This window comes from Rhizobium sp. Leaf306 (assembly GCF_001423425.1).
GTDB lineage: Bacteria > Pseudomonadota > Alphaproteobacteria > Rhizobiales > Rhizobiaceae > Neorhizobium > Neorhizobium soli.
Genome location: NZ_LMNX01000003.1, coordinates 241988 through 254757, shown reverse-complemented (window position 1 = coordinate 254757; position 12770 = coordinate 241988). Strand labels below are relative to the sequence as shown.

General features: G+C 59.5%; 14 protein-coding genes. 8 read left to right on the top strand and 6 right to left on the bottom strand.

Annotated elements, in window-relative coordinates; all coding sequences use genetic code 11:
• Positions 1–72: 72 nt before the first annotated feature.
• Together ASG19_RS14665 and ASG19_RS14660 are read right to left on the bottom strand one after the other, a co-directional pair.
• Positions 73–477 carry a host attachment protein gene (locus ASG19_RS14665; RefSeq protein WP_062458727.1) on the bottom strand — a complete coding sequence of 135 codons (405 nt, stop codon included), beginning with the start codon at positions 475–477 and terminating at the stop codon, positions 73–75.
• 199 nt (positions 478–676) lie between these two features.
• A complete protein-coding gene (locus ASG19_RS14660; RefSeq protein WP_062458725.1) occupies positions 677–1012 on the bottom strand; it encodes a hypothetical protein in 336 nt (111 codons plus the stop codon).
• A 277-nt stretch (positions 1013–1289) separates the two neighbouring features.
• Between ASG19_RS14660 and ASG19_RS23570 the strand changes: the two genes are divergently transcribed.
• The 3 genes from ASG19_RS23570 (at position 1290) to ASG19_RS14645 (ending at position 2773) form a co-directional block, all read left to right on the top strand.
• Positions 1290–1490, top strand: a complete 201-nt coding sequence (locus ASG19_RS23570; RefSeq protein WP_062576573.1) for a hypothetical protein — start codon at positions 1290–1292, stop codon at positions 1488–1490.
• A gap of 46 nt (positions 1491–1536) precedes the next feature.
• Positions 1537–2418 (top strand): MBL fold metallo-hydrolase, encoded by an 882-nt coding sequence (locus ASG19_RS14650; RefSeq protein ID WP_062458719.1) that lies wholly within the window; start codon positions 1537–1539, stop codon positions 2416–2418.
• 145 nt (positions 2419–2563) lie between these two features.
• Complete coding sequence (locus ASG19_RS14645) at positions 2564–2773, top strand: hypothetical protein (RefSeq protein ID WP_062458716.1); 210 nt, start codon at positions 2564–2566, stop codon at positions 2771–2773.
• 32 nt (positions 2774–2805) lie between these two features.
• Here ASG19_RS14645 and otnC read toward each other — a convergent pair whose 3' ends face one another.
• From otnC to ASG19_RS14630, 3 genes are read right to left on the bottom strand one after another with little or no spacing between them, the layout of a single operon-like run.
• Positions 2806–3453: a 3-oxo-tetronate 4-phosphate decarboxylase gene (gene otnC / locus ASG19_RS14640; RefSeq protein WP_062458713.1), complete on the bottom strand. Its 648-nt coding sequence runs from the start codon at positions 3451–3453 to the stop codon at positions 2806–2808.
• Entirely contained in the window at positions 3450–4712 is a 1263-nt protein-coding gene (gene otnK, locus ASG19_RS14635; protein WP_062458710.1) for a 3-oxo-tetronate kinase, read from the bottom strand. The genes otnC and otnK overlap by 4 nt, the downstream gene beginning before the upstream one ends.
• Before the next feature lie 33 nt (positions 4713–4745).
• Positions 4746–5789, bottom strand: a complete 1044-nt coding sequence (locus ASG19_RS14630; protein ID WP_062458707.1) for a LacI family DNA-binding transcriptional regulator — start codon at positions 5787–5789, stop codon at positions 4746–4748.
• 123 nt (positions 5790–5912) lie between these two features.
• Between ASG19_RS14630 and ltnD the strand changes: the two genes are divergently transcribed.
• Both ltnD and otnI read left to right on the top strand, forming a co-directional pair.
• Positions 5913–6827: an L-threonate dehydrogenase gene (ltnD, locus tag ASG19_RS14625; RefSeq protein ID WP_062460376.1), complete on the top strand. Its 915-nt coding sequence runs from the start codon at positions 5913–5915 to the stop codon at positions 6825–6827.
• A gap of 4 nt (positions 6828–6831) precedes the next feature.
• Positions 6832–7599: a 2-oxo-tetronate isomerase gene (gene otnI, locus ASG19_RS14620; RefSeq protein WP_062458704.1), complete on the top strand. Its 768-nt coding sequence runs from the start codon at positions 6832–6834 to the stop codon at positions 7597–7599.
• A gap of 41 nt (positions 7600–7640) precedes the next feature.
• Here the strand turns inward: otnI and ASG19_RS14615 are convergent, their stop codons facing one another.
• On the bottom strand, positions 7641–8687 hold the full coding sequence (locus tag ASG19_RS14615) for a LysR family transcriptional regulator (protein WP_062458703.1): 1047 nt from the start codon (positions 8685–8687) through the stop codon (positions 7641–7643).
• A 135-nt stretch (positions 8688–8822) separates the two neighbouring features.
• Here ASG19_RS14615 and ASG19_RS14610 point away from each other — a divergent pair, with 135 nt between their 5' ends.
• The 3 genes from ASG19_RS14610 to ASG19_RS14600 all read left to right on the top strand — a co-directional run bounded on the left by ASG19_RS14610 (position 8823) and on the right by ASG19_RS14600 (position 12733).
• A complete protein-coding gene (locus ASG19_RS14610; protein ID WP_062458697.1) occupies positions 8823–10142 on the top strand; it encodes an MFS transporter in 1320 nt (439 codons plus the stop codon).
• Positions 10143–11120, top strand: coding sequence for an amidohydrolase family protein (locus tag ASG19_RS14605; protein WP_062458690.1), 978 nt, complete (start codon positions 10143–10145; stop codon positions 11118–11120).
• Between the two features lie 623 nt (positions 11121–11743).
• Positions 11744–12733, top strand: coding sequence for a tripartite tricarboxylate transporter substrate-binding protein (locus tag ASG19_RS14600; protein WP_062458687.1), 990 nt, complete (start codon positions 11744–11746; stop codon positions 12731–12733).
• The last annotated feature ends 37 nt before the right edge of the window (positions 12734–12770 follow it).

Sequence of the window (12770 nt, the reverse complement as noted above, 5' to 3'; positions counted from 1 at the left end):
CTGATGGCCTTCACTTCTCGAAAGTAGGGCCCCGCTGCTGCAGGGCCTCCACTTCTGGTGCTGGTGTAGCGATCAGGCTGCAGCCAGCGCCTTTTCGATATCCTGGATCGAATGGCCCGTAAGGTCCTTGTCGAGTTCGCCAATCAGAACGTCAGACAGCGACTTGTGGTAGCTCTTGCGCATTTCGCCGAGCGTGCGGGGCGCCGCCACGACAACAAGATTTTTGATCTTTCCATCCAGCACATGTTTGTTCAGCATGTCGGCAATGCCGTTGCTGAAACCGTCTTCGTCCTGCTGGCTGTCATCCGGGTTTGCGGAACTGCTGGAATGGCGCGCACCGGAAGAGATTTTCGAGCTGTCGATGTCCGTGGCCGGCATCGCTCTCAGCTTGACGTTTGCTGCGTCACCTTCATTCTTGAAAAGGCTGAGCTTTTCGCCATCGGCAACGGCAACGATCGTGTTCTGTGGTAGCTGCATAAGGGTCTCCATAGTCAGCACCGCCTGCTTCCTTCGAGGAACCAGCCGGTGCATGTTTCGAGGCCTACAGTAATCCCGCAGCGGCGGATCGGTTCCGAGCAAATGACGTGGATAACGCTGAGTTATCTGATCCTTGACACCCGCCGTACCTAGCCGAACTGTCGCAAATCGGGCACCGGCTGCGACGCGGCTCCGTCGGCTACTGCGCGGTAAAAAACGTCAGAAGCACTTTTCCTTTTTCGCCTAGAAGGCAGACGAAACGATCAGGCTTACCGGTTTCGCCGCCGCGTGCGATATAGGCATCGCCCATGACGACGGTCTTCACCGCGACATTCTCGACCTTGGTATCGGCCGAGCTCACGGCCAGGGTTTCCATGTCGAGCACGAGATCGGTGATGGCGGACGATTTTTCCTGCAGCGCCAGCAAGCCGGTCGATTGGCATGCCTGGGCTGCCTCGTCGTTGTTCGTCTGGGCGTAGGTTGCTCCGGCGGTGAGGCAAAGAGCGGCAAAGGCGGTCACGGAAAGTCGTTTCATAAGGGCCCCCAAGAGAAGTCGGCATTGACTGCGACCTCGAATGCATTTGACCTCGATTTGTTCCCTTCCACCCTGAGGCTAAGCCCCGCGGATTATGGCATAACATGATACGCACGGCGTGGTTGACCTTATTGATTTCCTCCGCCGATCAAGCACTCGGCTGCCGCTCGGTCATGATTAGGCGTTTGAGCGTGTACCTGTTAGACCTTTGCCAACGGATCGACCGTCATGACATCGCGCTGACCGTCGTGTCAGCTTTCAAGAAAGAGAGATCGATATGGGTTGGAAAACGCCAAAGGTCGAATACGTGAACGGTTACAAGATCGTCGAGGTCGATGGGCCATCCTTCAAGGTGTACGAAGGCGATCGCCAGCTGGGCGATGACTTCCCTTATTCCGGCGAGGCTGCGGCTCTCGCGAATTCTCTGCCAAAGCTGGATATGCCGAAACCTAGTCATGGGTTGCCCTCGTTCCGCTGACGGCGGGCCATCGCCTTTTCAAGTGACGCATCGCAAGGGATTGGCGATGAATATTTCGGTGCGGCTCACGACTTACCCTGGCCTCGATGATCGGATTGTCATCGTGAGGGCTGGCGACGAGGTCGATGCCGTCTTCGTGCGGACTGATCGGTTCAATGTCCTCGTCGATACGCTTGGCACCCCATCCCTGTGTCGGGAGGCGCTAGCACTGCTCGACGACCAGATGGGCGACCGGCCTCTGCTGGTCATCAACTCCCACATGGACTGGGACCACTTTTGGGGCAATTCCGGGCTTGACGATCGCATACCGATCATCGCGCACGCCAAGGCGCTGGAGCGGCTAAACGATCCCGCTGCACGAGATAAGCTTGTCGAAAAACAGCGCGACGCACGGTTTCGGGATGTCGAGATTGTTGCCCCCAATCTATGCTTCGCTGGCGAGAGCATGATCCTGGATGGCGGCGATCTGGTCCTCGAATTGCTTCACACGCCCGGACATACGCCGGATCATATCGCGGTCTGGATCCCTTCCATCCAAACCTGTCTTGCGATCGATGCCGTCGAGTGGCCGATCCCCGAAGTCTGGAGCAAGGATCCTCACGATCTCAAGGCGCTTTGCTGCTCGTTGAAAACAATCCGTGATCTTGATGCCCGCCACGTCGTTCTAGCTCACGGCCAGACCTCCGCACCGTCGATCGTCGAAGCGAACCTTGCTTACTTCTCACGACTGCACGACCGCATCGCCGCTCTTGACGGCCCCGCGTTGGCCAATGCTGATCTCGACCAGAAAGACGGCCTGCGCCTGCGGGACTTCCTGAGCCTGCCAGAGGATATGCCGGGCGAAACGGCAGCATTTTATGAACGCTGCCATCGGTCCAACCTTTATGCGGCAGCGGAAGCCCGGAAGGCCGGTGTCGCTTATATCTGAACCGACCATCCTCCGGCACGCGTGTTTGCTCGAACCGGACGGAGCGAGAGCACAATCTTCGTTCCCCTTTTGCGAGTATCAGGCTGAGCCTCACGGAACTCCTGCTCTTGCTACCTGTTGGATAGGACAGAAAAGGAGCACTGCAATGAGTAAACCGGAAGACGATGCAAAGGGTCAGTACGCCCCGTCCCAGGCCGATCGCAAGGCGACAGGGGTTCACAGCGCAAAGCCGACAGTCGTGACGGGCTCTGAAGACGCGACCGTTCACCGCGATGCGCCGGGAAAGAAATCCGAAAAGGATTTTGATCTCAACTATGATCCCAAGGACATGAACGAAGGCAGTTTCCGCGGCTGAAGCATAGCACGCGGCCACCTACCGCAGCAGGATCAGCCGTGGCGCTCCATAAGATCGTCACGCTGCTCCTGCGTCAGTGGCCTGATTTTCTCGCCACGCAGCATCAGGAACAGTTTCGCCGTTTCCTCGAGCTCCTCGGTCGCGTATTGCGCCTCGCGCAGCGATTTCCCGGCAACGACCGGCCCGTGATTGGCGAGCAGGACGGCGTGACTGTCGCGAGCACGCTCCCGCACCGCCTCAGCCAAAGCGGCATCGCCTGGCGGGAAATACGGAGCCATCGGCAGTTTTCCCACCCGCATGACGTAATAAGCCGTCAGTGGCGGAAGAAGATCCTCCGGATTTAGTCCTTCGATGAGGCTGATCGCGACGGCATTCGTCGAGTGAAGGTGAACGACCGCTGAAGCCGTGCTGCGTTCGCAATACATGCACTGGTGCAGAAACGCTTCCTTGGTCGGTTTGTCGCCGGAGACATGCACGCCCTCAGCCGAGAATTTCGAAAGGCGCGCCGGATCGAGCGCGCCAAGCGATGCGTTTGTCGGCGTCATCAGCATATCGCCATTCGATAGCCGCGCACTGATGTTGCCGGTCGATCCGAACGTGAAGCACCGGTCGAAAAGCGACTTGCCAACCGTGACGATCTCGTCGCGAAGCTTTGTTTCCTCGGAAAGAACTGCCGTCATTTCAAAAGCTCCCACGCCTTGAGGAAGAAGTCGGCGGTGCCGAAATTGCCGGATTTGAGTGCAAGCGCCATAGGTGCGCCATCACCCATCGTCAGTGTCCAGGGCACACCCGGGTCGATCTCGCGGCCGATAAACAAGGCGGACGGCGCCAGTGCTCCAACGACGGCGCCTGACGTTTCTCCGCCGGCAACGATCAGCCTCCGGACCCCGTTTTCGCGCAGTCCGATGGCGGTTTTTGCGAGGAACTGCTCGACGATCTCGCCAGCCTTTTCCTGTCCAAGGCTGTCTTGGGCTGCCAGAACATCCTTGGGATCGGCGCTCGAGTAGATCAGTGGAACGCCTTCCTGCGCCAGAGCCCATCTGATCGCTTCGTCAACGTCCATACGCCCTTGTGCGATATCGACCGGATCGAGCTTGAGCGTTGACATGCCGGCCTCGATAGCGGCCTTGATCTGGCCCCGTGTCGCCTCTGAACAGGAACCGGCAAGAATGGCGGCCCTCCCGTCCGGCGCCTGAAACTGTCCTGCCGTGATGTCTCGTTGCAAAAGCCCCGCGCGCCGAAAGTTCTCGGGCAGACCGATTGCGATGCCGGAACCGCCGGTGATCAGCGGGAACTCCGCGACTGCCTCACCGATCACGCGCAGATCCTGGTCGGTAATCGCGTCGACGACCACGACGCCGTCACCACGCCGACGCGCCTCTTCGAAGGCCGCACGAACGCTCTCGGCACCCTTTGCGACGTTCTCATGTGAGACAAGGCCGACCTGAAGTTTGGATTGTGCCGCCATCAGACGCACCAGCGACGAATCCGTCATCGGCGTCAGGGGGTGATGGCGCATGGGGCTATCCGACAGCAGTTGATCTGCCACGAAGAGATGACCCTTGTAGATTGTCCGGCGGTTGGCTGGGAAAGCAGGGCAGACGATCGTCAGATCCGTCCCAAGCTCGCGTGCGAGCGCGTCGGTGACCGGCCCGATATTGCCCTTCGGCGTCGAATCGAAGGTCGAGCAGTATTTGAAGATGATCTGGCGGGCACCGGCCGTCTTCAGCCATCGCAGTGCCTCGAGCGACATCGCGATGGCCATTTCAGCGGGATTGGTACGGGATTTCAGGGCGACGACGACCGCGTCGACATCGCTCAGATCGAAATCGGCGGGCGGAACGCCCACCGTCTGGATCGTGCGCATGCCCTCCCTCGACAGCATCAGGGCAAGGTCCGTTGCGCCGGTCAGATCATCGGCGATTGCGCCAAGCAGCATATCATTCTCCCGTCTTGAGGATGGGCTCCGCCTTCAGGCGGTTGCCCCCTCTATAATTGAAAATCCCGTGTCGATGATCCTTGCCTCCTGCGGACGCTGAGGCGTCTCCAGCAAGGCTTCGATTGCCGTCTTGCCGATGGCAAAGCGATTGGAAAGCACCGTCGTCAGCGGCTTTGGCAGAACCTGTCCGATCTCGAGCCCGTTGAAGCCCATCAGCGCGAGACCGTCCGGCACCGGCATTCCGGCCGCCATGCAGTGCATGAAACCGCCCACCGCCATGTCGTCGTTGGAAAACGCCGCCGCATCGATGGCGGCACCGTCGGCAAGAAGACTGGCCAGAGCTCGACGTCCTTCGAGCGTCGAACTTGGCGCCTCTGTCCGATACTCTGCGACCAGCGACAGGCCCGTCTCAGACAAACCTTCGCAAAGCCCCTCATACCGTAAACGCGCGCGCCGATCCGCAGTCCAGTCATGGCCGACATAGCCGATCCTCGAATAGCCGCGCTGAACGAGATGGCGTGCCATCGCGCGGCCGGCCTCGCGATGCGACAGGCCGACCGCAAGGTCGATGGGCCGGTCATCGATATCCATCAGTTCGGCGATCCGCACCCGGCTGCCTTCAAGCATGCGTCTTGCGGCCGTGGTATGCTCGAAACCTGTGGTGATGATCGCCGCCGGATGCCAGGCCAGAAGCGACGAAATAATATCCTGCTCGGTCTCGAGACTGTAATCGGTCACACCGATCATCGGGCGATAGGACGTGCCAATCAGCCCGGCATTTATACCCCTGAGCACTTCGGGAAATACGATGTTCGACAACGACGGCAAGATGACGCCGATGATCGGCGAAGACGAGGACGCAAGCGAACCGGCAGCCCTGTTCGGGACATAGCCGAGTGCGTCGATTGCCGCATTGACGCGGAGCCTTGTCTCCGGTGCAATCGGTCCCTTGTTGCGGATCACGCGCGAGACGGTGTTCTCGCTGACTTTTGCCAGCCGAGCGACATGCGCAAGCGTCGGCGTCTCAGCGGCCGAGGGCACGCTATCGTCTGCAATGGACCTCCCCTCCCCGTCCAAGTCGTTCTCTCCTCCATTTATCTCAGCGCTAACATATGTTGCTTGAACAGGGCAAGAGGATGTGGTTGAAAACATGTTAGCGCTGAGATTCTGACTATACAGCGCTTCATGGAGGTGCCGCTCATGTCCAGCCCAACCACTATCGCCATCATTGGCCTCGGCTCAATGGGACTAGGCATGGCACGCTCGGTGCTGAGCGCCGGTCACAAGGTTCGCGGCTTCGACGTCAACCGGGACGCGCTCTCGACCCTCGAAAATGAGGGTGGCGTTGCTGCCTCCTCGCCGGGCGATGCTGTTGAAGGCGCTGACATCGCGGTCGTTGTGGTCGTCAATGCGGCACAGACGGAAACAGTCCTTTTCGGCAAGGCCGGGATCGTCAGCGCGATGCATTCCGGCGGCGTCATCGTCTGCTGCGCCACCGTCTCGCCCCGCGATGCGAAATCCTTCGCCGCACGGACCGAGGCAGCCGGGCTGCTTTATCTCGACGGCCCGATCAGCGGGGGCTCGAAAAAGGCGCATTCGGGAGAACTGACCTTCATGGCATCGGGCTCACCTGAAGCAATCAAGGCGGCGCGGCCGGCGCTCGATGCGATGGCCGCCACCGTCTACGAGCTTGGCGACCAGCCGGGGGTCGGCTCCTCCTTCAAGATCGTCAATCAGTTGCTGGCAGGTGTCCATATAGCGGCCGCCTGCGAAGCGATCACATTCGCGAAAAGCCTCGATCTCGACATTGCCAGGGTCTTTGACGTCATCACCAAATCGGCTGGCAATAGCTGGATGTTCGAAAACCGCATACCGCATGTGCTCGATGGCGATTACAGTCCTCACAGTGCGGTCTCGATCTTCACCAAGGATCTCGGCATCGTCTCCGACATAGGCCGCCAGCAGAAGTTTCCGCTTCCGATCACCGCGGCCGCATTGCAACTCTTCATCATGACCGAGGCCGCCGGGATGGGTCGCGATGACGACAGTTCGGTTGCGCGGCTGCTCGCCCAGATCACCGGGCTTCACCTGCCCGGCATGCCAGAGAAAGAATAGGCCCATGCCGAAGTTTGCCGCAAACCTGTCGATGATGTTCAACGAGCGACCGTTCCTGGAGCGGTTCGCGGCTGCGGCCACGGCTGGCTTTAGCGCCGTCGAGTATCTCTTCCCTTACGACTATCCAGCCGAGGTCGTCGCCGAGAAGCTTCGTGATGCCGGGCTAAACCAGGCCCTGTTCAACATGCCACCCGGGAATTGGACAGGCGGCGATCGGGGTCTTGCGAGCCTCTCCGACCGGCGCGAGGAGTTCGAGTCGTCGCTGGTCAAGGCAATTGCCTATGGCAAGGCGCTCGGAACGCCGCTTCTTCACATGATGGCCGGGATCGCGCCAGCGGATGATCCCACCGCTGCTTCCTGCTATGTGGACAATCTGAAAAAGGCGGCCGATGCAACGGCCGAAGCCGGTATCGGTCTCGTCATCGAGCCGATCAACAAACGCGATATGCCGGGTTATTTTCTTAACGACTTCAATCGCGCATTCGATCTCGTGGTCGATCTCGATCGCCCCAATGTCAGTCTTCAGTTCGACATCTATCACCGCCAGATCATGCACGGAGATGTCATCACAGCCTTGAGGCAGATGGCGCCGCGCATCGGGCATATCCAGATTGCGGCGGTTCCTACCCGGCATGAACCCATGACAGGCGAACTCAACGACCGCATGATCTTCGAAGAGATCGACGCCCTCGGCTATCAGGGTTATGTCGGCTGCGAATACCGGCCTGCGGGAGTAACCGAGGACGGACTGGGCTGGATGAGTTCGATCTGAACCCGGCTCACCCCTTTACCGAAGTATGCATCCGGCTTGCATCATCCGTCGCTCGTCAGTTCCGCCCTGATCCGTCGCTGTTCTTGCAGCGCCGTCTGGAGTTGCGTCAAGAACGCCTCGACGCCGGGCGTCATCGGGCGATCTCGACGCGTGACGATCCCGTATGATCCCATCACCGCAGGCAGCGTGACCGGGATCTCGACCAGCAGGTTATGGCGGATGTAGAAGTCCGATACGTCGCCGGGCATCACGGCCAGCATGTCGCTCTCGTGCATCAGCGCCACCATCGTCATCATTGACGAAGTTTCGACGATGTTTTGGGGACCGGACAGTCGCATTTCGGCAAAGACGGGCGCCAGAACCTTTCGCATCGGGCTTCCGGCCGGCAGAAGCGTCCAAGGCCATTCGCCGAGCTCGCGCACCGTGACGGACGACCTGCTCGCGAGCGGATGGTCCCGCCGGCCGACGACTTTCAGCGGTTCGTCGATGAGATCGACGTAATCGAAGTCGTTGCGATCGCCGAGCACGATCGGTCGTGCCAGCAGCACATCGAGGTGACCGTTCAACAGGGAGCCAACGAGCGCATCGCTTGTCCCAGCATCGATCGAGACCTGCAGGCCGGGATGCTCGCGCTTGAGCGCAGCGACAGCCTTTGCCAGCAGAAACGGAACGGCGCTGATGACAGCCCCGATCCGCAACGTGCCGGATGCGCCCGACGACAGCGAATCGAGATCCTCCCTCGTCCGGACGATTTCCATCTGCATGAGCCGCGCATGTCTGATCATCACCTCGCCATAGGGCGTTGCGCGCATGCCCCTGGAACTGCGCTCGAACAGCGGATGGCCGACGGCCGCTTCCAGATCCTGAATCAGTTTCGTTGCCGTCGGCTGCGTCATGTTGAGAGCCGACGCGGCTTTTCGCAGGCTCGCGACCTTTCCAAGCTCGACGAGAAGCAGGAGTTGCGTGCTTTTCAGATGGCGCAGGAGCGACAGCCCGCGGTCGAAACGCTCTGATGTCATTGGCGCAATCCATTTCAGCCGGCGGATGCCGTGATCGGAAAAGCCGATCACATGATCTGTATATTTCATTATTTCGGCATAGCCAGTCAACTATATTCCCGGGATGCACGGTGGAGAGGAACGCCGATCAAGGAGGTCGGTGACAACCGGGTGGATGCAAGCCTGATGAGGCCTGCGCCGACAAGTCAGGGAGGATTTGTATCTATGTCCGAAATTGAACAGCAACCCGTTGCCGCTGGCCGCGTGGAGCTAAAGGGTAAAGCGGCAACGAATGTACGATGGTACATCTTCGTCGTCGTTTTCCTGCTCGTTGTCATCAACATGGTCGACCGTACGGCTCTGTCGATCGCCATGCCCAGCATTGCCGCCGAATTCTCGCTCGGCCCCGCCATGCAGGGTCTTATCCTGAGCTCCTTCTTCTGGAGCTATGCATTGATGCAGATCCCCGGAGGCATGCTGATCGACCGCTTTGGCGCACGCTCGGTCATCACGGTGTCCACACTCGGTTGGGGTATCTTCCAGACCATTGCGGGCTTCACGACCGGCGGCATCTCGCTTCTGTTGACGCGCATCGGTCTCGGCGCGGCGGAAGCGCCTCTCTTCCCGGCCGGAGCAAAACTCAATTCGATCTGGCTTTCGAAACGGGAACGGGCACGCGGTGCCGTTTTCATGGATAGCGGTGCCCCGCTCGGGGCTGCCATCGGCGGCGTCCTGATCAGCTGGCTCATCCTTACGCTCGGAAGCTGGCGGCTTGCCTTCATCGTCGCCGGGCTCGTGACCATTCTTTTGGGCTGGCTCGCATGGCGTTACCTCCGTGACAATCCGTCCACGCATCCGGGCATCAACGCTACGGAAATGGATATCATCAACGAAGTGGGGCAACCGAAGTCCGAGGCTACGGAAAGCGAACCGACCGAAATCCTTCGCCGGTCGATCGTCAGCCTCGTGGCAGGTCGCGCCGGATGGGCGATGATCAATTTCGGTCTGCTGACCTGGGGCCCGAGCTATCTTGCGCAGGCGCGCAACTTCAACCTGAAGGAAATGGGCGGAGCGACTTTCGTCATCTTCCTCGCCGGCATGCTGGGTTCGCTCGCGAGCGGCTTTGTCGCCGACAAGATGGTGGCCGCAGGGTTTAAACGATCCGTCGTCTACAAGCTTCTTCTGGGCATCACTGGCCTCGGCGTCGCCGCCACATTCATCGCTCTGCCGCATGTGAGCAGCCCGGTTGCCGCGGTCGCGCTTCTCTCCGCCACACTATTCCTGCTCTACTTCGGCAGCCTTTACTGGAGCCTTCCCTCGATCCTCGCGCCGAAGAGCCGGGTCGGCGTCATCGGCGGCACAATGAATTTTGCCGGCAGTGTCAGCGGCATCATCGTCCCGATCCTGACAGGCTTCATCCTTCAATGGACCGGTGGCTCCTATGGCACCGTGCTCGGCTTCTTTGCGGGCTGCGCCGTCGTCTATGTCATCGCCACTCTCACCATCGACTTCAACGAAGGTACTCGTGAACGGAAGGGCAGCTAATTGGACGACTTTCCTCTTTGGGACGGCCCTATCGTCGATGCGCATCAGCATTTCTGGGACCCCGTCGCCAACGACCATCCCTGGCTAAAGCCGGAGGCAAAAATCCCCTTTCGGTATGGCGACTACAGCTCGATCAAGCGGCGCTATCTTCCGCCCGACTACCTGAAGGACGCGGAAGGTCACAACGTCGTGCAGACGGTCTATGTCGAGACCGAGTGGGATCCAGCCGATCCCATTGGGGAAAGCCGATACGCAACCAAGGTCGCGGATGAATTCGGGCTTCCCAATGCCATCGTCGCCCAGGCATGGCTCGATAGGCCCGATGTGGCTGATGTCCTTGCCGATCAGGCAGCGTTCGAGCTGGTGCGCAGCGTGCGTCACAAGCCGGGCGGCGCCGAAAGCGCCGCTGTTGCTGCCGATCACCGAACTCTCATGACCGACGAGACCTGGCGCAAAGGCTACGCCCTTCTCGAGACGCATGGACTGAGCTTCGATCTCCAGACGAACTGGTGGCATCTCGACGAGGCCCTGCTGCTGGCACGGGATTTTCCTTCCACGACCATCATCCTCAACCACACGGGTCTGCCATCGGATCGATCCAGCGAAGGGATGAAGGGATGGCACGCGGCGATGGGCAAGTTTGCGGATATGCCCAATGTCTGCGTCAAGATTTCTGGGATCGGCCAGAAAGGGCGGCCTTGGTCAATCGAGGACAACAGCGCCATCATTACCGAAACCATTGCTATGTTCTCAGCCGAGCGGACGATGTTTGCCAGCAATTTCCCGGTCGATAGTCTATGCGGTTCATTTGACACGATCTATTCGGGCTTCAAGGACGTGGCGGCACGCTATTCCCTGAGAGATCAGGCAAAACTCTTTGCGGGGACTGCACGCAAATACTACCGGCTGCCGATGGCGAACGAAGCCGGCATGACCGGCACCGCGCCTGAGGTCGCCCGGACGGCTCTCTTTGGGTAGCACGCAGTCGAAGGCTGAATAGACCTGGCTGCGATCGCGAATCGCCGATCGGGACCTGAATTTAAGGTTGCTGTTGTGCTATCCGCATGACGGTTCCCGGTGCCGATCAGCCTAAGTTCTCTAAAAAAAATCTCGCGATCCGTTCAAACTCGCGTTCGCAAACGCGAGTTTGAACAGTCGGGCTATCACGTAAAGCAAGAGCAAATCGATTAGATCGCGCTGATCGATCGTATCGCCGCCTGCGCTCCCCTGTCCGCAAAATTTTGTATACAAAATTCTGAAGACTTGATGTGTGCTAATAGATGGCCTATGATTTTCCTCGGATGGAGGAGATTATGGCGTCAGGACGAAGCCCAAAATCAGTCGGACTTGCGCCCGCAAGAGGCGTCTCGGCGAGGCCCAACCGCCACGATCAGAGTGGCTTAAGCGCGCTCGCTTCTCTCTCATTCGAATTCAAAGAACTGCCCGACATCACGAGATCGCAGCCGGCGTCTGCCTGGCCGCTCATTGCCGGGTCGATCTCACGAGGTGCGCCGAGGACGCAGTTCGCTGCCGCTTCGTGAACACGAGGACCGATCGGCTGTAGGCAAACCTGCAGCCATTTCATCTAAAGGAGGAATAAGATGAAGAAGCTATCCGTAGGATTGACATTTGCGGCCGCGGTCGTGCTGGCGGGACAGGCGCTTGCCTTCGAACCGACACGCCCCGTCGAGTTCGTCGTCGCATCCGGCCCGGGCGGCGGCACCGACAACTTTGCCCGCACCATCCAGTCGATCATCGCCAAGCACAAGCTGATGGAAAAATCGATGGTGGTCCTCAACAAGGGCGGCGGCAGCGGTGCGGAAGCGTTCCTCTACGCCCGCAAGAATGAAGGCGATCCGAACAAGCTCTACTTCGGAACCAACAACGCTTATCTCCTGCCGCATGTCGCAAAGCTTGCCTATTCGATGGAGGACCTGCGTCCCGTCGCAGCGCTCGCATTCGACGAATTTTTGATCTGGGTGAAGGGCGATTCCGAATACGCGACGCCGACGGATCTCATCGAAGCCGCGAAAGCTGCGCCGAACAAGCTTTCCTTCGCCGGCAGCCAGTCGAAGGACACGGATGAAACCCTGGTCGCTCTGATCGAGCAGACGACGGGCACCAATTTCAAGTATCTGCCCTTTAATGGCGGTGGCGAAGTCGGCGTTCAGCTGGCCGGCGGCCATGTCGCTGCCAACGTCAACAATCCGAACGAGAATGTCGGCCAGTGGCAGGCGGGCGCGATCAAGCCGCTTTGCGTCTTCTCCGACAAGCCGATGGCCAAGAGCGATCCGGTCCATGACGGCAAGGGCTGGGGCGATATCCCGACCTGCGCCTCGAGCGGCGTCAACATTCCGTCCTACAAGATGCCCCGCACTGTCTGGACCGCGGCAGGAACGCCTGATGATGCGGTCGCCTACTACAGCGACGTTCTGAAAAGGGTCAGCGAGACTCCGGAATGGGCCGACTATATCCGCAAGACCTCGCAGACCGGCGATTTCATGTCTGGCCAGAAGCTGCAGGACTTCATTGTTACCAGCGAGAAGAACGCCGTCGGCGTCTTCGAAGCCGAAGGTTGGCTGGTTAAGTAAAATCCTGACGCCAATACGATTTTAGGTCCGGCATGTT